13 protein-coding genes are annotated in these 21,558 nt (G+C 47.2%); 6 read left to right on the top strand and 7 right to left on the bottom strand.

Annotation, left to right across the window (positions count from 1 at the left end):
* Positions 1-77 precede the first annotated feature (77 nt).
* Positions 78-2,897: an excinuclease ABC subunit UvrA gene (gene uvrA / locus DXA74_RS03525; RefSeq protein ID WP_118525451.1), complete on the bottom strand. Its 2,820-nt coding sequence runs from the start codon at positions 2,895-2,897 to the stop codon at positions 78-80.
* Between the two features lie 216 nt (positions 2,898-3,113).
* Here uvrA and DXA74_RS03520 point away from each other — a divergent pair, with 216 nt between their 5' ends.
* From DXA74_RS03520 to DXA74_RS03500, 5 genes are all read left to right on the top strand, one after another.
* Positions 3,114-5,891 (top strand): TonB-dependent receptor, encoded by a 2,778-nt coding sequence (locus DXA74_RS03520; RefSeq protein ID WP_118525450.1) that lies wholly within the window; start codon positions 3,114-3,116, stop codon positions 5,889-5,891.
* Positions 5,892-5,989: 98 nt separating this feature from the next.
* Complete coding sequence (locus DXA74_RS03515) at positions 5,990-7,486, top strand: glycoside hydrolase family 10 protein (RefSeq protein WP_370448484.1); 1,497 nt, start codon at positions 5,990-5,992, stop codon at positions 7,484-7,486.
* A 30-nt stretch (positions 7,487-7,516) separates the two neighbouring features.
* Positions 7,517-7,777, top strand: coding sequence for a DUF1294 domain-containing protein (locus DXA74_RS03510; protein ID WP_118525448.1), 261 nt, complete (start codon positions 7,517-7,519; stop codon positions 7,775-7,777).
* Between the two features lie 74 nt (positions 7,778-7,851).
* Positions 7,852-8,700 (top strand): helix-turn-helix domain-containing protein, encoded by an 849-nt coding sequence (locus tag DXA74_RS03505; RefSeq protein WP_118525447.1) that lies wholly within the window; start codon positions 7,852-7,854, stop codon positions 8,698-8,700.
* A 68-nt stretch (positions 8,701-8,768) separates the two neighbouring features.
* Positions 8,769-9,215 (top strand): DUF4405 domain-containing protein, encoded by a 447-nt coding sequence (locus tag DXA74_RS03500; protein WP_118525446.1) that lies wholly within the window; start codon positions 8,769-8,771, stop codon positions 9,213-9,215.
* Between the two features lie 82 nt (positions 9,216-9,297).
* On the opposite strand, the gene DXA74_RS03495 is transcribed toward DXA74_RS03500, so the two are convergent.
* The 5 genes from DXA74_RS03495 to DXA74_RS03475 all read right to left on the bottom strand — a co-directional run bounded on the left by DXA74_RS03495 (position 9,298) and on the right by DXA74_RS03475 (position 19,550).
* The gene (locus DXA74_RS03495) at positions 9,298-11,511 is read right to left on the bottom strand and encodes a family 16 glycosylhydrolase (protein WP_118525445.1); all 2,214 of its coding nucleotides are present in this window, start codon (positions 11,509-11,511) and stop codon (positions 9,298-9,300) included.
* A 231-nt stretch (positions 11,512-11,742) separates the two neighbouring features.
* The gene (gene clpB, locus DXA74_RS03490) at positions 11,743-14,346 is read right to left on the bottom strand and encodes an ATP-dependent chaperone ClpB (protein ID WP_118525444.1); all 2,604 of its coding nucleotides are present in this window, start codon (positions 14,344-14,346) and stop codon (positions 11,743-11,745) included.
* 173 nt (positions 14,347-14,519) lie between these two features.
* Positions 14,520-16,514: a DUF5054 domain-containing protein gene (locus tag DXA74_RS03485; protein ID WP_233550447.1), complete on the bottom strand. Its 1,995-nt coding sequence runs from the start codon at positions 16,512-16,514 to the stop codon at positions 14,520-14,522.
* A 256-nt stretch (positions 16,515-16,770) separates the two neighbouring features.
* Positions 16,771-18,918, bottom strand: coding sequence for a YfaP family protein (locus DXA74_RS03480; protein WP_147401022.1), 2,148 nt, complete (start codon positions 18,916-18,918; stop codon positions 16,771-16,773).
* A 5-nt stretch (positions 18,919-18,923) separates the two neighbouring features.
* Positions 18,924-19,550, bottom strand: coding sequence for a hypothetical protein (locus tag DXA74_RS03475; RefSeq protein WP_199666073.1), 627 nt, complete (start codon positions 19,548-19,550; stop codon positions 18,924-18,926).
* Between the two features lie 654 nt (positions 19,551-20,204).
* On the opposite strand from DXA74_RS03475, the gene DXA74_RS03470 reads away from it, so the two are divergent.
* The gene (locus DXA74_RS03470) at positions 20,205-20,570 is read left to right on the top strand and encodes a hypothetical protein (protein ID WP_118525442.1); all 366 of its coding nucleotides are present in this window, start codon (positions 20,205-20,207) and stop codon (positions 20,568-20,570) included.
* 258 nt (positions 20,571-20,828) lie between these two features.
* On the opposite strand, the gene DXA74_RS03465 is transcribed toward DXA74_RS03470, so the two are convergent.
* Positions 20,829-21,434, bottom strand: a complete 606-nt coding sequence (locus DXA74_RS03465) for a TetR/AcrR family transcriptional regulator (protein WP_233550446.1) — start codon at positions 21,432-21,434, stop codon at positions 20,829-20,831.
* Between the last annotated feature and the right edge of the window lie 124 nt (positions 21,435-21,558).

Below are 21,558 nucleotides of genomic sequence, written 5' to 3'. Positions count from 1 at the left end.
GTTTTACCAATAAAATAAACGGACAGGTTGGTGCATATAGCCCAATCTGTCCGTTTATTTGTAAGAGTCATGCTGATTTAATCTTCCTCCAGTTTCTCTTTCAGGAATTGTCCGGTGTAACTTTCTGCACAGGCAGCCACTTCGTGCGGATTGCCGCATACCACTAAGTTACCGCCCTTGTCGCCACCTTCCGGACCGAGGTCGATGATGTAGTCGGCACATTTGATGACATCCATATTGTGTTCGATGATGATCAGCGTATGTCCGCGTTGGATCAGCGCATTGAAAGCTTGAAGCAGACGCTTGATGTCGTGGAAATGCAATCCGGTAGTCGGCTCGTCGAAGATGAAGAGGGTAGGGTCCACCTTTTCCTGTCCCAGATAGTAAGCCAGTTTGACACGCTGGTTCTCTCCGCCGGACAAGGTGCTGGAAGACTGTCCCAGTTTAATGTATCCCAGTCCGACATCCTGAAGCGATTGCATTTTCTTGGCAATCTTGGTCTGTCCGTGTTCGGTAAAGAACTCTATGGCCTGGTTGACCGTCATGTTCAGTACATCGTAGATATTCTTGCCTTCGAACTTCACTTCCAGCACGTCGCTCTTGAAGCGCTTGCCGTGGCAGGATTCGCATTCCAGCACCAGATCGGCCATAAACTGCATTTCTACGGTTACGGTACCTTCGCCCTTACACTCCTCGCAGCGTCCGCCTTCGGTGTTGAAAGAGAAATAGCCGCTGCTGAATCCCATCTGCTGTGCCAGAGGCTGGGCCGCAAACAGCTTGCGGATTTCATCATACGCCTTGACGTAAGTCACCGGATTGCTTCGTGAAGATTTGCCGATCGGGTTTTGGTCGATGAACTCGATGTTCTTGATGCGGTCCAGATCTCCTTCCAGTTTCAGGAATTCACCGGGGCGGTCGGTCACTTCGTCCATTTCTCTCTTCACGGCCCGATAGAGAATATCGCGCACCAGAGTGGACTTGCCCGAACCGCTGACTCCCGTCACTACCGTCATTACATTCAGCGGGAACTTCACGTCAATGCCCTTCAGGTTGTTGGCGCGTGCCCCTTTAATTTCCAGATAGTGCGTCCAGGGACGGTACTGCGCCGGAGTCTCTATCTTCTCCTGTCCGGTGAGGTATCTCACGGTGTGACTGCGGGTGTCTTGCGGTTTCTCGGCCAGCATCTTTTGCAGATCGCCCTGGAACACCACTTCGCCACCCAGTCTTCCGGCGTCCGGACCGATGTCGATGATATAGTCTGCCGCGCGGATAATTTCTTCATCGTGTTCCACCACGACAACCGTGTTACCCAGATCCTTCAATTGTTTCAGTACCTTGATGAGGCGGTCCGTGTCGCGGCTGTGCAATCCAATGCTTGGTTCATCCAGAATATAGAGAGAACCCACCAGACTGCTGCCCAACGAGGTGGCCAGATTGATACGCTGGCTCTCACCGCCTGACAGCGAGTTGCTCAGACGGTTCAGGGTGAGATAGCCCAGACCAACATCAAGCAGGAAGGAAATGCGGTTGTTGATTTCCGTCAGAATCCGCTTGGCCACTTGCTCCTCATGCTCATTCAGTTGCAGATTGTCGAAGAACACCTTCAGCTGTTCTATCGGCAAGTCCACCAGATCGGAGATGGAGCGGTTGTTGATTTTCACGTAGTTCGCTTCGGGGCGCAGGCGTGTACCGTGGCATTTGGGGCAAGTAGTCTTTCCGCGGTAGCGTGCCAACATCACGCGATATTGAATCTTATACTGGTTTTCCTCCAGCATTTTGAAGAACGTGTCGATGCAGGTCTCTTCCCGTGGATTCGCTGCTTTCGGGTCGCCGTGCCACAGATAATCCTTTTCGGCCTGAGTCAGTTCATAATAAGGTTTGAAGATGGGGAAGTTATGCTTCTCGGCATTGCGGCAGAACTCCAGTTTCCATTCCCCCATCTTTTCGCCGCGCCAGCATACCACGGCCCCGTCGTACACGCTGAGTGCCGAGTTCGGAATGACCAGACTCTCGTCCACACCGATTACCTTGCCGAAGCCCTCGCAGGCCGGACATGCTCCGATCGGTGAGTTGAAAGAGAAAAGATTGTCCGTAGGCGGCTCGAAGGTGATGCCGTCCGCTTCAAACCGTGTGGAGAAGAAATGCAGAATGCCTGCCGGATAGAAGCGCAGCACACAAGTGCCGTCGCCCTCGAAGAATGCCGTTTCGGCAGAGTCTGTCAGGCGGGAGATGACCGATTGCGATGTGTCGCTGCTCATACGGTCGATGAGCAAGTAGATGTCCTTCAGGGTTTCCGCATCCGGATCCTGTCCGTTGAGTTGCTGCAGATAATCTTCGATGCGCACCATCTCTCCTTTGATATCCAGGCGGGTGAATCCCTGTTTCAGGTCCATGTCCAGCTGCTCCACCACGCTTCTTCCTTCGGGAATGCGCAGAGGCGTGAGCACCGTGAAACGGGTGCCCGGTGAATAAGACAGCATGCAGTTCACCACATCCTCGGTAGTATGCTTTTTGACCTCCTGGCCGCTGACGGGCGAGAAGGTGCGTCCGATGCGTGCGTAGAGCAGACGCAGATATTCATAGATTTCGGTCGAGGTACCCACGGTAGAGCGCGGGTTGCGGCTGTTCACCTTCTGTTCGATGGCGATGGCCGGCGGAATTCCCTTGATGTAGTCGCATTCCGGTTTGCTCATACGGCCTAAGAACTGGCGGGCGTAAGCCGAAAGGCTTTCCACATAGCGGCGCTGTCCCTCGGCATACAACGTGTCGAAGGCCAAGGAAGACTTGCCCGAACCCGACAGTCCGGTAACGACAATCAGCTTTTCGCGCGGGATATCCAGATCAATGTTCTTCAGATTATTGATCCGGGCTCCTTTGATATGTATGTATTGCTCCATGAGTAATTTCTTTTTGTTCTTTGGCAAAGTTACGAAAAAGTGGGTGAAGGACGTGAACAGAATCCGTGAAAATGCATTTCTGTTTTGATTATCCGGAAAATGATTGAAGGGGCGGAAAAAACCACTTTCTGTTTTAAACCTTTACGGCCGGACGCTATCTAAAGCATATAATCTTTTACTAACCTTTTGTTTTACCATGTTAAAAAACATCCGATCATGTTTCGATTCTTGTCTTTTCTCATCATATATATAGCCAGCCAGTCACTTTTTGCACAAAATCCGGCCATCAGCCTTTGGGGGTCGGTCTATGACCAACAGTTCCGCGAACCGCTTCCCGGAGCCCATGTCCTGCTGCTCGACAGTCTGGACCATACCCTCCACAGTGCCGTGACCAAGGCTGACGGCAGCTATTCCCTGACCGGAGTGCCGGCCGGCAATTTCCGCATCAAGGTAACCTATATGGGATTTCAGCCCCAGTTCTTCCGTATCAACCTGAAGGAGCGTCAGGGCAAGGTGCGGGTTTCGGACATTTTTATGGCGGAACAGTCGCGTTATCTGCAAGAAACGGTAGTCACCGCACAGGTGCCCGAAATCACCGTTTCGGAAGATACGGTGACTTATCATGCCGGTAGCTATTCGGTGACCGAAGGAGCCATGGTCGAGGAACTGCTCAAAAAGTTGCCGGGTCTGGAGATTGACGAGTACGGAAAAATCACGGTTAATGGAAAAGAAGTGTCGCAGATATTGGTCGACGGGAAGGATTTCTTTGGAAACAGCACGCAGACCACTCTGGAGAATCTGCCGGCTGACATCATTGAAAAAATCAAGGTGTACGACAAGCAAAGCGACCAGGCCCGCATCACCGGTGTGGACGACGGCAATGAGAAAACCGTGATCGACCTGTCGGTGAAGAAAGACCGCAAGAAGGGATGGTTCGGACAAGCCTCGGCCGGAGGAGGAACCCGCCAGCGTTATCAGGGCAAGTTCAATATAAACCGGTTTACGGAAGAACGGAAAATCACTTTGTTGGGCAATGCCGGAAACCGCAATAACGGCGGGCAGACGGAGCAGCAGACCGCGGGCATGAACTATACCCTGAGCAAGAAAACCCTTGAGGCTTCGGGCAATGTACGTCTGACGCACCGTTCGTCCGACCAGTATCGGGAAATCTTTTCGGAGTCTTTTGAGAATGAGCGTGCTCCCTTCTCGCAGCGCATTCAGAGCAGCGGCAACGGAAACTGGAACATCAACACCGACCAGAAGATAGAGTGGCGGCCCGATACCATGACCACTTTCCTGTTCAAGCCCTCTTTTCGCTTCAGCCGGCAGACCGGTACCTCCTTTTCCGAATCCGCTTCGTTCAGTGACGATCCGTTTGCTTTTCCCGGAATATCCCACCCGCTGAACCAGTTGGATTTGCTGGCCGACAGTCTGGGAGTGAACCATAACCTCAATCGAAGTCACAACACGGGAGATAACTGGGGCGGTAACCTGACCGTGCAGTTCAACCGGCGGTTGCAGAAGCCCGGCCGGAATGTCGGCGTCACACTGTCGGGAGATATAAACAGTAGTGGCAGCGACCGCGACAATTATTCCCAGATCGACTACTACCAGTTGCTGGCCGCCGATGGTGGCGATTCCATTTATCGCAAGATACAGTTTTACGGGCAGGAAGTGTTTCGCTACAACTGGAGTGCATCGCTGAGCTATAACGAGCCGTTGAGCAAGAAGGTCAATCTGCAAGCCAGTTACCGCTTCAATCTGAACCGGCAGCAGAACGACCGTGATGCCTATTCCCTGCAAGGTGAGGAAATCGGTGCCTTGGGCTTTAGCGGGGAGAATTATGCCGGTGCCCGTCCTTTTGCCCGGCGCGACAGTGCGCAGTGTCAGACCACTACAAACCGTTATATCCATCAGGATATCCGTTTGCAGGTGCGCGTCAACACCTCCAAATATTTCCTTACGGCCGGATTCAGTCTGCAACCGCAGTATTCCGCTACCGATTACAGCAAGGGAAGCAACGAATACCATATCAGTCGCAGTGTATTCAATTATGCGCCGACCGCCAATTTCAGATACCGTTTCTCCAAGCAGGAACAGCTGAAGTTCACATACCAGGGAAGCAGCCGGCAGCCCGATATCCTGAGTCTGATTCCCGATACACTCGATAATGCCAATCCGCTGAACATCCGTTTGGGAAATTCCGGCCTGAAGCCCTCGTTCACCCATCGCATGAATCTGTCCTATAACAAGTATCAGCGTGAGCAACAGCGCAGTTATGCTGTGAATCTGAATTATCAGGTCACCCAGAACGGAGTGGCCCAGCGTGTGGAATACAATGAACTGACCGGAGGACGCATCACCCGTCCGGAGAACATCAACGGAAACTGGAACGCTTCGGCCCGCTTCAACATGAATACCGCCCTGGCCAATCCCCGTTTCCGCATCAACAGCAACACCGGAGTGAACTATAACCATATTCTGGGTTATGTGTATAAAAACAAGGTGACTCAGATCAACAAAACCCGTTCGGCAGTCTTTCAGGAACAGCTGCGCGGCAGCTATCGTAACGACTGGCTCGACTGCGGTCTGTCCAGCACCGTGCGCTACAACCTGTCGCGCAACACGATGGGCACCAACCAGCGCAATGTCTATCAGATCATCAGCGGACTGGACCTTCAGGTCAAGCTGCCGTGGGGGATGAAGATCACGACCGATTTGAAGGAAAACTCCCGTCGCGGATATAGTGACGATGCCATGAATACCGACGAATGGGTGTGGAACATGCAGATAGCCCAGTCGTTCCTGAAGCGCAAGGCAGCCACCATTTCCTTGCAGTGCTATGACATTCTGAACCAGAACAGCGATATAACCCGTCAGATTACCAGTTCCGGCCTGCGCGATGTCAAGACCGAGCGCATCAGCCGTTACTTCATGTTGAACTTCATCTATCGCATCAACCGCTTTGGCGGTAAGGCTTCAGCCCGCAAGTAATCGGTTCTGAATCTGCTTTTTTCGTGTTTCTTGTGTTCGTTTTTCGCGATATTTCTTATCTTTGCAGCCAATAAAAAAATGGTTGCATATTACAGAACATATTCATGAAAAAGCTTTTTTTACTAGCCTTATGGTGTGTATGGGCCGTGGCGGTTCATGCGCAGATTTCTCCCAAGCGCGAGTTTCGCGGAGCGTGGATTCAATGTGTGAATTATCAGTTCAAGGGAATGAGTACTGCCCGCATGCAGTCCGAGCTGACCTATCAGCTCAATGAGTTGCAGAAGAGTGGCATCAATGCCATCCTGTTTCAGGTGCGCCCTGAGGCCGACGCCCTGTATCAGAGCAGTTTCGAGCCCTGGAGCCGTTATCTCACCGGTCGTCAGGGAACTCCTCCTTCGCCCTATTGGGATCCGTTGCAGTGGATGATCGAGCAGTGCCATGCCCGCGGTATGGAGCTTCATGCCTGGATCAATCCTTTCCGCGCCAAGACCAAAGGCACCACTGAGCTGGCCAAGAACCACCCTTATTTCCAGCATCCCGAGCGTTTCTTCAATTACGACGGACAGCTGATTTTCGATCCCGGAATTCCCGAGAACCACGATTATATCTGCCAGGTGGTGATGGACATCATGATGCGTTACGATATTGACGGCATTCACATGGACGACTATTTCTATCCTTATCCGGTGCCCGGAGTGCCCATCCCCGACGATGCCACCTATGCCCGTTACGGCAAGGGTATGGACCGCGGTGACTGGCGTCGTGAGAATGTGAACCGCTTTATGGAGAAGCTGCACGACTGCATCCATGCCGTGAAGCCGTGGGTGAAGTTCGGTGTGTCGCCGTTCGGAATTTACCGTAATCTGAGCAGCGATCCCAAGCGGGGCAGCAACACCAAAGGCTTGCAGAACTATGACGACCTGTATGCCGACATCCTGAAATGGGTAGATGAAGGATGGGTAGACTATAATATCCCTCAGGTATATTGGCAGATTGGTCATCCCACTGCCGACTATATTACGCTGACCCGCTGGTGGAGCGAGCATGCCGGAAAACGTCCGGTATATATCGGTCAGGACGTGGACCGCACGGTGAAATATTCCGATCCGATCAATACCAATGCCCATCAGCAGGTGCGCAAGATGGACTTGCAGCGCTCGCTGCCCGGCATTGAAGGAAGCTGCCAGTGGTATGCCAAGGCTGTGGTGGACAACAAGGGAAACTACGCCAGCATGCTGCGTTACAAATACCACCGCTATCCGGCTCTTCAGCCCGAAATGCCGTGGATAGACAAGAAAAACCCGAAAAAGCCGCGTAAGTTGAAGGCTGTATGGACGGAGGACGGCTACATGCTCTTCTGGACTGCTCCCCGCGGCAAGAAGGAACTGGACAAGGCGGTGCAGTATGTGGTGTATCGTTTTGCACCGGGCGAGCATGTTGATCTGCGTTTTGCAGAAAACATTGTGGCCATCACGCGCAACACGTTTGTGAAACTTCCTTACGAAGACGGAAGCACCAAGTACACCTATGTGGTTACCGCTCTGGACCGTATGCAGAACGAGTCAAAAGGAAACAAGGAAAGTGTGAAACTCTAACACAAATACAATAATAAAAATCATCTCATTATGTTTTTGTACTATCTATTAGGTATTAATCTGTTTGCCTTCCTGCTCTATGCCAGTGACAAGCGGAAGGCCTATCACCGCCGTTGGCGTATCCCCGAGCGGGTGCTGTGGCTTGTGGCTTTTGCCGGAGGAAGCAGCGGTGCTTTCCTTTCCATGCACCTGTTCAACCACAAGACCCGTCATCTGACATTCCGCTACGGAATGCCTTTGCTGCTCTTGTTGCAGTTGTTGTTGCTGGTGTATGCCGAGCACTGGATTTAATTCGAAAAAGCATAGTGTATCCGAAAACAGATGCACTATGCTTTTTCCTTTTCCATAATTCTCAGTAGAAGAACATGAAGAAAAACATACCCCTGCATCAGGCTGTGCGGCAGACCACCGGAGGAGTTTTTATCAAGGAAGTGTCTCCTGCGGCCAATATCCCTCCTGTGACTTATGCACACCGCGATGATTACTATATATTCGGGATGATCAGGAAAGGCACTTGCCGCATCTCGATTGATTTTTGCGAGCGTGAGGCGTATGCCGGTGAAATAATCTGTGTCCGTCCCGGACAAGTGCATCAGATTCTGGAGTCGGGTGATGCGCAGGCTTTTCTTTTGTTTGTCGACAGTGCTTTGGTCGATACCGATTCCGCTTGCATCCTTTCGGAATATGCTTTGTTTCCTTTTTCATTTCAGCCGGATGCGGTGATCCGGCAAGAGTTTCTCCAGTTGTTTGATATGATTCGGCGCCATCAGGATATTCCGGTCAGTCCGGTCATTTCCTCTGCTGTAGTCCGTAATCTTGCCGGGGCTCTTGTCGGTATTGTTACTTCCGCTTTGCAAGTACAGATGAGCGGCAGCCGCCATAGCCGGAGGCAGGTGGAAATTATGCTTGCCTTTCAGAATTTGTTGGCCGGTTCAGCTACGTTAAACCGTGATATTTCCTATTATGCCGGATGCCTGCACCTTTCGGCTGTTTATCTGAACGAGGTGGTTCGTAAGCTTACCGGAGTCAGCGTCGGGAGATATTTGCAGAATGAACTGATGCTGCGTGCCCGGCGTATGCTGATTTATACGACGCTGACAGTGAAGGAAATCGGACAGAAATTAGGTGTGGAGGATCCGTCCTATTTCACCCGCATGTTTGTCCGTTCGGTGGGAATGAGTCCTACGGCGTTCCGTCGCAAATACCTCGGATAGTACCAGTCAAACCTTGTTTTGTCTCTTTACATTCCTGTCGGCCTGCCGTAACTTTGCCTTAAAAAAAGATGAATAAAGGTAGACTGATTTTTGTAACGGATTTATTCTTGTTGCCCGTTTTTGTTTTCTGTTTTTATACGGGTGTCCGGTTACATATTGCCGGACATGTGTCGGTTTGGGCAATCATACAATCATGGGCCGCAGCCCATGTATGCATAAGCCTGCTTTTTCTTTTGCTTGTTTTGCTGCATGTCAAGAGTCATTGGGCGTGGTATCGTGCGTTGAAGAATGGATGTAAGGGCAGGAAGAAAATGGTATTGTTTCTGAGTATTGTTTTTGTGTTCTTGTCTTTGAGTGGCGTTTCCTTGTTTTTCCTTTCTTCGGAAGGTGCTCATGCCGGACTGTTGCATTATAAACTGGGACTGCTGTTTGGAGTGCTGTCCGTGCTGCACGTGTTGAAGCGAAGAAGATTTTTCCGGGCATCACGAGGCAATACCGGCCGGGGCCGGCATTGATTTTCAGAGATAAAAAAAGAAACTCTTTTCCCTGTATAAAGGCAGATGGAAAAGAGTTTCTTTGTATGACAGAAGCGGTTGCTTACTTAATGACAATCTTTTCGGTCAGAGAGTGGTTCTTGTCAGATACCTTGACGAGGTACACACCCTTGCTCAAATGTTTCACCGGAACAGGCATGCTGGCGTTTTCCGCCTTTCCTGTAGCCTTGGCTACCGGTGCTCCCGAGAGATTATAGACGGTTGCCTGCACGTCGCCTTCGAAAGATTTGGTGTTGATGTTGCAGCTATAGTCGCTCAGATAGACCATAGGAGTGCCGTCTTCGGTGAGATTGCTTTCTATGCCGGTGATATGCTCCGGTTTCTGGTATACTCTGACGTAATCCACCAGATAGGAGAATGGGAGTTTCTCATTGTTGATAGGACCACCGTTGTTACCGCCCAAAGCCAGGTTCAGCAACAGATATTGTGAGGTGTGGAACGGGTTGTCCACCAAATGCCATTCACCTTGATTGATGGTTCTGGACAGGTTGCAGATGGTGATCAGCTCATCGTCCAGATAAAGCTTGATGGACTCCTCATCCCAGTCCATTCTCCAGGTGTGGTAAGAGTCGGTCCAGTTCGGGTCCTGCTTTACCCAATAGCCGGTGACCGGAGTGCTTCTTGCCTCCCAGATACCTTGCCAACGGACGCTTGATCCCCATACCAGGTTGGCCAGTGTCTTGTCCTTATAGTATTCCATGATGTCAATCTCGCCGGATGACGGCCATTCGCCGGTAACACTTTCATTACCCAACATCCAGATAGCCGGCCAGGAACCGGAGTAGCATGGAATCTTGGCGCGCACTTCCACACGTCCGTACAGCCAGTCATGCTTTCCGGCTGTAGTCATGCAGGAAGAAGTGTAGTCGATATACTGTCTGGATTTCTTCCAGTCGCTGCTTCCCGGTTCGTACCACGGGTTATCCTTACGCTCCTTGCGGGCTTCGATAACCAGATTTCCGTCCTTTTTGCTGGCATTGTCTTCCTGATACCACTGATCCTCGTTATTGCGGACAAATCCATATTCAAAATTCCAGTCGTTAGGGTCGATTTCGCCGTCCTCGTTGAACTCTTCCTGCCATACGAGTTTATAGTCCTCGCGGTCACTTTCAGTCTTTTGGGCGGCCTGGGCAATTTCGTTCTCGGTAGCCGGAATGATCTGCCATGATGAGGCACTGCCGTAGTTTCTGGAGTTCCAGGTTACCATCACGCCGAAATCATTCTGCGCATGAATCGGGTTTCCTCCCGGAGTATAGATCAGGAAAGATTTGTTCTGTCCCAAAGATTCCACTTCGAATGCCGTGTTTGCGTTCGGAGTGGCGCTGCCGCGCACTTCGCCAGACTCGTTGCCATTGCTGGTTGCCTGCAAATACAGTCCGGTGGCCTTGTTGCGGAGCAGATAAGTGTCCGTTTCCCCGTTTCCGGTCTTGACAAATTCCCACAGGGCATTTTCGTCGATCGTCTTGTCGCCCCATCTCAGATAAGCCCCCTCTGTGGGTTTGGTGTTGTAAAGCACTCTGTTGCGGCAATAGTCCGGACCGGTAGACACCAGGAAGTAGAACTGTCCTTCGGTCACTCCGTTCATGCTCTTTTTATATTCGGCAATGGCTGAGCGGATTTCCTCCACGTTCTGTGCCTGTTCCGCAACCTCGGCCAGCTTGTCGCGGTTCTCTTTGGAATAAGTGCCCGGTGCCGTACCTTCTTCGGTATTGTTCAGCAAAGTGCGGGCCTCATTTTTGGCCTGACTGAGTTGCAGATTCTGAACGTCGACCTCTTCGATGCGGAACAGATTTCCCGGGTCGGTAGACTGGTTCCAGTTTGTCAGGCGGTAATTTTCAGAGCTTTTGCACTGGTTGACCATCTGTCCGCTGGCATCCAGAATGTTATACAGGTTCTTGCTTTCTACCAGAGAGAGTTTGAAACCGGTTTCCGGTGCTGTAAGTGTGCTTTTGAAATATTTGTCAGAGGCAGCTTTGTCGCTGATGAAACTCTTGTTTTGACGGTTCAGCAGGTTGAGCTGACCGTTTTTGCTGGCTATGAAACACCAGATCTGGCTGTTGGCATAGCTGTTTGCCTTGCCGGTGACATAATCTTCGGTTCCGTTGCTGGTGAGATGCAGGTCTTCCCGTTCCGGAGTAGAGATCATATACCAGGTGGTGTCATTCTCTACGGTCAGTTTCGGGAACTCATTCTGTGCTAGTAGGGTAGAGCCGGCACCTAGCATAAGCCATGTAGATAGTAAAAAGGTTTTTTTCATGGGTCTTTATTTGTATTAAATCAGTTTCTCATTTTCAGATTTGGCAAAGATAGTCTTTTTTCTTTATATGATAATTACATTTTTTTTATTTTGGAGTTTATGGTTTGCCCGCTCTGGAAAAACGGAATAAAAAAACGGTCCTGATGATTCTTGAAAATCATCAGGACCGTTTTATCAAATCATCGAAATCATTTTTTCAAATGATGACGTGTGGGTCTTTTTCGTGTTTTCTTATTCGTTGCTGAACTTCAGAGCCCCGTTTTCTACGCTGACCACAATCGGCTTTTCGCGGTCGATATTCTGTGCCAGCATGGTCTTTGACAAGTCGTTGAGCAGATAGCGCTGGATGGCTCTCTTGACCGGACGGGCACCGAATTCCGGATCGTATCCGGCATCGGCCAGGAAGTTCAAAGCCTCGTCGGTGAGCTTCAGTTTCACTCCGTTGCCCTCGAGCATCTTCGTGATACCCTGGATTTGTAGGGAAACTACCTGCTTGATCTGGTCGTGAGTCAGCGGCAGGAACATGATGGTCTCGTCAATACGGTTCAGGAATTCCGGACGGATGGTCTTCTTCAGCATATTCATCACCTCTTTCTGAGTTTCCTCGATCAGAGCCTCGCGGGCCTGGGCGCTGCTGTTCTCGTTCAGTTTCTCGAACTGACTCTGGATGTAGGCGCTTCCCAAGTTGCTGGTCATGATGATGATGGTATTCTTGAAGTTCACCACACGACCCTTGTTGTCAGTCAGTCGTCCGTCGTCCAATACCTGCAACAGAATGTTGAATACATCCGGATGCGCCTTCTCGATTTCATCGAAGAGCACTACAGAGTATGGTTTGCGGCGTACGGCTTCGGTCAGCTGTCCACCCTCATCGTAACCTACGTATCCCGGAGGCGCTCCGATAAGTCGGCTCACGCTGAATTTTTCCTGATATTCGGACATATCGATACGCGTCATCAGCGTTTCGTCGTCGAACAGATATTCAGCCAAAGCCTTGGCCAGCTCCGTCTTACCCACACCGGTGGTACCGAGGAAGATGAAAGACCCGATCGGTCTCTTCGGATCCTGCAGTCCGGCACGGCTTCGTCTTACGGCATCGCTCACAGCCTGGATGGCCTCGTCCTGACCGATTACCCGCTTGTGCAGCTCCTCTTCCAGATGGAGCAGCTTCTCGCGCTCGCTCTGCAACATCTTGCTTACCGGTATTCCGGTCCAGCGGCTTACCACGTCGGCAATGTCTTCCGAAGTCACTTCCTCTTTGATCATGGCCTCTCCGCCCTGAGTCTCGCGCAGCTGTTTCTGGATGTTCTCGATTTCATCCTGCAAAGCCTTGAGTCGTCCGTAGCGGATTTCAGCCACCTTTCCGTAGTCGCCCTCACGCTCGGCGCGCTCGGCCTCCCACTTCAGCTGTTCAATCTGCTGCTTGTTCTGCTGAATCTTGTTCACCAGTCCGCGCTCGGCTTCCCATTTGGCCTTGTAGCTGCTCTCCTGTTCTTTCAGTTCGGCAATCTCCTTGCTCAACTGCTCCAGTTTCGGCTGGTCGTTCTCCCGCTTGATGGCTTCACGTTCAATTTCCAACTGTTTCAACCGACGTTCGATTTCGTCCAGCTCCTCGGGCACGGAGTCACGCTCCATTCTCAGCTTGGCAGCGGCTTCATCCATCAGGTCGATGGCCTTGTCCGGAAGGAACCGGTCCGTAATGTATCGGTTGGACAGTTCTACAGCTGCAATGATGGCGTCGTCCTGGATACGAACCTTGTGATGGTTTTCGTAACGCTCTTTCAGTCCACGCAGGATAGAGATGCTGCTCAAGGTATCCGGTTCGTTGACCATAACCGTCTGGAACCGGCGCTCCAGAGCCTTATCCTTTTCGAAGTATTTCTGATACTCATCCAGAGTGGTGGCACCGATACTCCGCAATTCTCCACGGGCCAGAGCCGGTTTCAGAATATTGGCGGCATCCATGGCACCTTCGCCCTTACCGGCACCCACCAGGGTGTGGATCTCATCGATGAACAGGATGATGCGTCCTTCGCTCTTGGTCACTTCGTTGACTACCGACTTCAGTCGCTCCTCAAACTCACCTTTATATTTGGCACCGGCAACCAACGCACCCATATCCAAAGAGTACAGTTGCTTGTCCTTCAGGTTTTCGGGCACGTCACCGCGCAGGATTCTGTGGGCCAGTCCTTCCACGATGGCTGTCTTACCTGTACCCGGCTCACCGATCAGAATCGGGTTGTTCTTGGTTCTTCGGCTCAGGATCTGCAGCACCCGACGGATTTCCTCGTCACGTCCGATTACCGGATCCAGTTTGCCGCTGCGGGCCTCTTCCACCAGATTCTTGGCATATTTGCTGAGTGACTGATAGGTATCTTCACTGGATTGTGAAGTCACTTTCGAACCGTTTCTCAGCTCGTTGATGGCACTCTCCAGTTCCTTTTCCGTCACTCCGGCGTCTTTCAGAATCTGGCTTACGTTGCTTTTTACGGCAAGCAGCGCCTTGATCATGTATTCAACAGATACAAATTCATCTCCGTTTTTCGTAGCAAATTCCTGGGCGCGGGTCAGTACCTCGTTGCACTCACGGCTCAGGTAGGGTTCACCCCCCTGTACTTTGGGGCGGGAATCAATCTGCTTTTCCAGAACCAGTTCAATGTTTCGGGCATTGACACCTAATTTCTGGAAGAGAAAATTTGTTACATTTTCTCCTACTTTCAGGATGCCTGCCAACAAGTGCTCCGGTTCAATGGCCTGCTGGCCTTTGCTCTGTACCAGATTGACAGCTTCTTGGATTGCTTCCTGGGCTTTAATCGTAAATTTGTTAAAGTTCATGGCATTTCTCCTTTCTTATATTATCCTGAATATTCTTGTTTTCAAATCTCTTTGTCGATTTGCGCTCGACACTCAATATACATCAAAAGGCTTGCCAAAGTGCCCGAAGTGACAAATTGTCTGATTTTCTGAAATTTTGACAGTATTCTTTTCTGAAATAGCAGACATTTCTGCTAATTTATTATCCGGACGGTGAAGTGGTAGGTGATGGAACCTTCGCACCACATGCTGAAGTTGGTGTTCCACAGATTATTACTCAGGTTGAAATGAATGCCTCCGCGCTTGTCCGGGTATTGGGTGGAGTAATTGAGTCCGCGCGGCTCCCCTATATTTACCAGAAAAGCTTCCCGACTTTCGATTCTTATGGTTCCTTTTGTGGTGACAATGTCTACATAGCGGTCAATGCCGTGCATCTGCCGGTTTCCTTTTTCTACCACATCGAGAAGGTCCACCGGTTGCCCCAGTTTTTCGGCAATAAGACCAACGATGTTATGCGCATTGAAAGAAAGCCAATAAGCTTCCGGGAGTCTGACGGCCGGTTTGTTTACCAAGGTAATTTCCAGTTCAGCCTTTTTCCCGTCTTTATACGTCAGGCAGTTGGCATACATCTTTTCGGGATAGCAACGACTGTCCACGCGAGGATGTTTCGGGAAGGCCAGTTCATACAGCGTGCGTGTTCCGGCATCTTCTTTCCGGGTTTCCTGTCTGACCATTTGAGCGTATAGGGAGATGCTGGTTGCCTTTGAGTTTTCCAGTCCAATTTTGCTCAGGTCATACCGCGCCCACTCAAAACGGTTACGTAAATAGTTATCCAGGAATATGGTGTAATCTTTTGCATCGAGCATTTGATACGACAGTCCTCCGGCTTTCAGAATACCGTCGGCGAGCAGGCTGCATTGCCAGTTGGAATAGTCGCCACTGCATGCGGCTGAAGAAAACTGAGGGACCTTGCATTTTCCGGCTGCGTCAACCGTTGCTTTGGCTTCGGCCTGAAGACTTTCCGGCAGTTGGGTTATGGCTTTGTCAATGTAGTCGTCTATTTCTTTCCAGGACTGTTCTACCTTTTTGAAAGGAGCGGTGTTGCGGGCAGCCATAAAGTCGTCCATGTCATATTTATCCCAGTTCTGGAGATGAGTCTTTATGTCCATACCTTGAGTATGCTCCCCGATCAGACCTAATTCCAAGGCGAAATTCAAATCTTCGAGGCTGCCTTTTTTCAGTTTGCCTGTCTGGAGCCATTGAGAATATTGATGAGACAAAGCCCGGAATCTGGCCATACGCATGGGAGCGCTACCATAGCCGTAAATCCATGTATCGCCTATTTCTGAGGTGACCAATGGAAGTTTCTCTTTATCCTTGAGGAGGGCTTCGGCTATTTCATTAAAGGAGCAAGGTTTCAGTTTGGCATTCGGATAGCGTTTCCGTAAGCCGGCGTAGATGGCTTTTACCTGTTCATAAGTGTGAGGACCGTGGTTGTCTCCCGTAAAGTTGATGGCTACAGCCGATTTTCCGTCGGGCAGGATGCTTTCCGTGCCATAGTCCTGTTGATAGGCCAATATCAGTTCGTTTCCTTCCGGATCCTGCCAGCGGCAAAAGGCCGGGACATCCGGGACGGGGCAGGCTGAATTGACTCCGATATGCAGAAAGCGTATGCCCGCGCGATTCATGGGAGCGATGATGCTTCTGGTGTGTCCGGGTACGTCAGTCATTTTTGCGGCAATGGTGTGTTTTCCATATTTCTGGTCTAACTTTTGAGTGACAGACAGGCAGGTTTCAAATAGATCCCGATTCATGGATTCAGATTCCACGGTATAGGGAACCCCGTTCCATACAATGTCCCCTTTAGAGATAGCCTTTTCCAGTCTTTTCACTTCCTGCGGTGAGGCTGTCTGTAAGTATTTCCATATCAGCCATGAACCAGTGGTCCACACATAGCGCTCTCCCTTGCCGTCTTTTCTTAACCGTTCGGCAACATCCAGTGCCTTGGGAATAAAATCGTGGATGTAATTGTACTCTACAACCGAACTGAGATCGGTAAACCCTACATCGAGGTGGGTCTTAAAGACAACATAAACCGTTTTAATGTCTTTGTTTTCCTCAGATTGCGCACGGACAGGAAAAATCAGAGTCATGGCAATGCTCAATAGAATCAAGATTCCTTTTTTCATTGTTATCGATTTTTAGGTTTCAGGTATTTGTTTGTAAAAGCAAGAGTTGCTCTTTGTTTTTTTGAAGAAATCGGGCAACGATTCTTCAAAGGTAATGGACTTATTTTTATTTTTGCCCTAAAATAGGGTTATAAAATAATAAAATGTCGGTCAAACCAGCTTTATAAACAAGAAGGCTGGTTCTTTCTTGAGTATTGGATAAATATCAAGAAAGAACCAGCCACTTTCGTATATTAAATAGGATTAGTCGAAAATTCTATTTTTTCGGAAATTTTTCTTTTGAAAAGGCAGGGGCGTTTTTATCATAGTAAAAACGAACTTCAGGTATCTCTGAAGCAGAGCGTTTTTTCGAGATAGCCGAATTGCCACCTACGTCAAGAGTACCTATATATACATATTCATCATAAGAAACAGAACTTCTATTAACAAAACGGCGTTCATCATATTCTGTGGTAACCGTAAATCCAACAGTTCCTTTAACATCACTATAGTAATGATGAACATAAACATGATATTTACCCGGTTTAGCTTGTGTGTAATAAATATGTTCCGGACCCGGTCCGTGACGGTCATCTCGGTCTAGATAGCCACCACAAGAACAAGACATATCGGAATAATAAATATGATGTCCATCCGGGTCGTATATGTGCAAATCAATGTCACAATTAGAGTCTGTTGGGCTCCAATCAAGTGTAAATGTTATATTGGCTGCTTGGGTTGGTTGAGCGCAGAAAGTAACTGTTTCTGAAATCTTTTCACCAGTAACAATATCAATCACGGTTGCCTTGAGATACTGCATTTCTGTATTGTTCGGTTCTAATGTCCAGAATGTTTGTGCATATCCATCCGGACTTGTGGCTACAATTTCATTAAGGACAGTACCATTATTTGCTTCTGTTTCAAATTTAACCCTATGAAAATTACTTGCTGCTACTTGAGAACCGTCAGAACCAATCGTAGTAACTTTAACTCGTACCGGTTCATTAAGGCGGTGTCCTATGAGACCGTTTTGATTATCTCCTGAATATTTTTCTAGTGCAGCTTTGGTTGCAGTAGTTATTTCTCCCTGATAATAATAAAGTCCGAAGGCAACATTATCGGGAGATTCTAAGCGCATGGTAATACGCATTACTGCATTTATCGTACCCCGGCATGTTTGATAGACAGTATATACGGCAACTGTTTTTTTAAGTAATGCTTGTGCTATTTGAGCAGAGGCCTTTTTGGTACCTATTTTCAGCAGCATTGTTTCCAATCGTCCATCCTTTATATAGTCGATAATACCGCCACATACCGTTTGGGTAATGTCCCATGCGTCTGTATTTGGATTTGTAATTAATCCGATGATATCAATGCCACGTTCAATCATGAACTTCTGCATATCATTTGCAGTTTCAAGCATCCATCCCTTGCTTAAAGGAAGGCCAAGTACCTCAAGTACATTACATATTGTATGTCTGGATTGATCTAAATAGCTTTCGGCAGTTGTTTTATCAAAAAAGAATTGATATTCTCCTTCTTGAACAAATGAATATGATACTTTTTGTGATCCCCAACTGTTATCTAAAAAGAATGTTATGCCGCGATCATTACCTGATGGAATATTAAATTCATCTTGTTGACCATGATGAGTTACCCAACCGGAATAGAAAGGAGTAAGTGAATAATTTTCAACAACTACAGAAGAACCAGAAGTTGTTACGTGAAATGGACCGACGTTTATTCCTGCAATGGTGGTTACTCCTTTGAGTTCCGGAGCTCTGGCATACGTGTTCGAAGTGAGATTTGGGAGTTCACCGTCAGATGTTTCTTCTTCTGTAGCGGCGACAACTTGCTCAAAGACCTTATTTAGAGCTGTTGTAAGAAGGGTATTATCCGGATCGGCAAATGAATTGCCGTTATGTACAGCATTTGCTATAGCTTCTTCAAGTTCATCGAACGAAGGACTTTCAATGACAAGCTGCTCTAATTTATTGTATACATGACTTTTGACACCGCTCAAAGCAGGATGCATGGTAACTAAGGCAACTGCTGTTGAGCGTATAGACATCTCATTCTTTTCGCCTTCATGAAAGTCTCCGCGGGACATCAAAAGCAGCTCGTCATTTTGATTGACAAGCATCAGAATTTGAGGTAAGTATCCTTCATAAGTTTCAATATTGGAAACTCCATTAGCGTCAACATCTACTTTTCCATTGAGAGTTAGGATTTTAAGATTGTTTAGATTAACTCCTTCGGGTAGGTCTTGAATGTTTATTTGATTGGTGATTCGAATATCTTTGAATTCAGTATCTTCGCTGGAGCCATTATTAAATCTCTCATCTATAATATTTTCATGACAAGAAACCAAGGTACCGATAATGGTAATTGTGGCTATTACAATCAGTGTGTATATCTTTCTCATAACCGTCAAAATTTAAAAGTTAAATATGCTCTCCAAGCATTGTATTGGGTTTTATAGCTAGATAAAGCATCACTCTTTTTGCCTGTATTAGAGTTTTTGTACTCACAATTACCAAAACGAGATTCAATGCCCAATCCTATAACGTCGTATGAGATTGATGCACCTCCGACAAAAAAAGTGGCATAATTGCTATGAAAATCTTCTGTATAGAGACCAGATATTGAAGGAGCATATCTGAAATATCCATGTATATTCAACTTTCCAACTGGATTAATAGTAATGGATGGTCCTATATGTATAGAAACTTCACCTTGATGATATTGTTCGTTCTTTGTATCCCAATAGGTTATACGCTTGATTTTATAATTGGTATAATTTAAATCCAACCAAGTTACATCTAATCCAAAACACAAAATACCTCCAATGGGATTTTTGTGTAAATGAAATGTTCTTCCAAGAGTGAATGAGGCTCCATAATTACTTTTAAGTATAGGGGAATCCTCTTGTTCAAAGGAACTGTTGACAAAGCCAATGTTAAGATACTTCTTTTTCCAATGCTTATCATCGGTTTGACTATAAGCGCAAATAGAAAAAAGAAGAAAAAGCATTAATAGAAACTTGAACTTTTTCATATCTGTTTTTGTTGCCTCACAGTTCCTCTTTTGGCATTAATTGTTAAATATAAGAAGCGTGGAACTGCATGTCGCATTTTCATGCTTGGTTGTAGGATTTCCCGTCAGGGCAGATACGAGAATAATGTCTCACGTTTTATACATTAGGTTCTTTATGTTATTTTTTATTCATGTGATCAAAGTTTCCTACACTTATTGCATGCGAGAAGACATAACACTTCTTTTTTACTGATATATTGGGGAAAGAGATAACTCTATTTAAATGCAAAAATATAAAAATATTTGACAGTTGATTATGTTTTGATAATTTTCTTTATTTTTACATGAAAAAAGTGTGATTTTCTTTAATTATAAAGTGATTTGAAGAATATTTTTGTGTGATTTTGCTATTATAGTAGGATAATCTTTAATCTTAATAGGATTTTATTTAATTCATTGATAAAATTTTGTAATTAGTTGTTTGCGTGGTTCTCTTGTAATACTATTGCTTATTGAGCAGAGTAATGAAGATTATATTGGCTGTCATTGAGAAAAATGTCTCTTTTATCATATTTTCTTATAAAAATAATAATGAAGTTGTGATATTTTTTCTATCATGATACCATCTTTTCATTTTATGAATGGATATGTTGAATTGATAAAAACATTTTGGATATGGAGCAGGAGCAGACTTTTATTCTGAAAGATTGTAAACGGACGTTCTATAAGTTGGATAAAGACGGAAAACCATTTTGTCGCGTCGGGATGTATATTTATCTGGAAGGTCTGACTTTGTGGCGTTACGATTTTCAGTCATGGGATTACAATGAAAAGAATGGCATTGTGAGGATGGATTATTCGGTCAGTTTGGTCGGTGTCCGACAAATGTGCCGGTTATTGGGAGTGTACGATTCTCTTTCCCTGATAAAAAGGCTCAAGAAAGAATGTGGATTTCGGGTCGGATATCAGAAGTTTATTGAAAATTTTATGGCTTTCTGTGACAAGAACTCCATTCAGTATAACTTTAATGTTTGGTATTGAGAATAAAGAAAAAGACCAGAGTGATTCCCTTTTTGGGGAGAATCCTCTGGTCCTCATTTCCTCTTCGGCTGTATATTGTGAGGTCCGTAGACTGTTGAATTTACCAGGGCTGTTCTATCTAAACTGTGATTCTATTTCAGCTCTAAATGATAAAAATAATCCGGTTTCGAAAAACCTATAATGAGGTAATTTAAAATATGATTGTTGTCTTTTGGGGTAAGAAAAGAGAAAAATGGTTGATGAGATGGTTCTCTGCCGTTACTTTTTAAGTAATTTGTAGATATTCTGAAACTGTAGTTTCAATTCCATTGTGTTCAGGCCCATACTCAATGCGTCCAGATAGGCTTGTCCGTAGAAGACATTCATGAACAGTCTTGCTGTGGCAATGACGTCAATATCTTCCTTGATCTCCTTCTTTCCGATGGCGTTTTGAAGAACTCCAATCCATATCAGCTGTTCTTTGTTACGGTTTTCCAGATACTGCTGGTGCAAGTCGGGGAAAAAGTCACAGACCTGCAGGATCAGAGCCATATAAGCCCGGCTTCCGTTCTCTATGGTAACGTCAATTTTCCGAAATCTGGCCATTGTTTCCTGACAGCTCTGAACGTACGTATCTATGAAATCCTTCAGGCTTTCGAAATTCATCTTCTGCATTTTAAAGTCCAGATTCTGGGAATCTATCAGATAATGGCGTACGACATCGTAAAACAATCCCAGTTTGTCTTTGCTGTAATAGGTAATTGCTCCGCGGGTCATTCCGGATTCCTTTTCTATATCGGATATACTGACGCCTTCGTATTGCTTGGTAAGAAACAACTTAAAAGCCATAGCGTACAGATGCTCTTTTCTGTTATTCTTGTTCATGTGTAGTATAGTTTGAGGATGTGTTTGCAAAAATATTTAATAAAATCTGCATAGAAAAACTTTCTGTCTGTTTTTTGAAAGGAACAATACAAATGTTATCTCTGTGCAGGCAGACTTGAAAGTT

Origin of the sequence: Bacteroides sp. OF04-15BH (assembly GCF_003477995.1) — a bacterium.
Lineage (GTDB): Bacteria > Bacteroidota > Bacteroidia > Bacteroidales > Bacteroidaceae > Paraprevotella.
Note: the sequence above shows the minus strand (reverse complement) of the source record. Positions and strands in the feature narration are given on the sequence as shown.

Bases quoted from the DNA above. Each gene is read 5' to 3' on its own strand.
- uvrA (WP_118525451.1), bottom strand. From the start codon at position 2,897: ATGGAGCAATACATACATATCAAAGGAGCCCGGATCAATAATCTGAAG.
- DXA74_RS03520 (WP_118525450.1), top strand. From the start codon at position 3,114: ATGTTTCGATTCTTGTCTTTTCTCATCATATATATAGCCAGCCAGTCA.
- DXA74_RS03510 (WP_118525448.1), top strand. From the start codon at position 7,517: ATGTTTTTGTACTATCTATTAGGTATTAATCTGTTTGCCTTCCTGCTC.
- DXA74_RS03505 (WP_118525447.1), top strand. From the start codon at position 7,852: ATGAAGAAAAACATACCCCTGCATCAGGCTGTGCGGCAGACCACCGGA.
- DXA74_RS03500 (WP_118525446.1), top strand. From the start codon at position 8,769: ATGAATAAAGGTAGACTGATTTTTGTAACGGATTTATTCTTGTTGCCC.
- DXA74_RS03495 (WP_118525445.1), bottom strand. From the start codon at position 11,511: ATGAAAAAAACCTTTTTACTATCTACATGGCTTATGCTAGGTGCCGGC.
- clpB (WP_118525444.1), bottom strand. From the start codon at position 14,346: ATGAACTTTAACAAATTTACGATTAAAGCCCAGGAAGCAATCCAAGAA.
- DXA74_RS03485 (WP_233550447.1), bottom strand. From the start codon at position 16,514: ATGAAAAAAGGAATCTTGATTCTATTGAGCATTGCCATGACTCTGATT.
- DXA74_RS03480 (WP_147401022.1), bottom strand. From the start codon at position 18,918: ATGAGAAAGATATACACACTGATTGTAATAGCCACAATTACCATTATC.
- DXA74_RS03475 (WP_199666073.1), bottom strand. From the start codon at position 19,550: ATGAAAAAGTTCAAGTTTCTATTAATGCTTTTTCTTCTTTTTTCTATT.
- DXA74_RS03470 (WP_118525442.1), top strand. From the start codon at position 20,205: ATGGAGCAGGAGCAGACTTTTATTCTGAAAGATTGTAAACGGACGTTC.
- DXA74_RS03465 (WP_233550446.1), bottom strand. From the start codon at position 21,434: ATGAACAAGAATAACAGAAAAGAGCATCTGTACGCTATGGCTTTTAAG.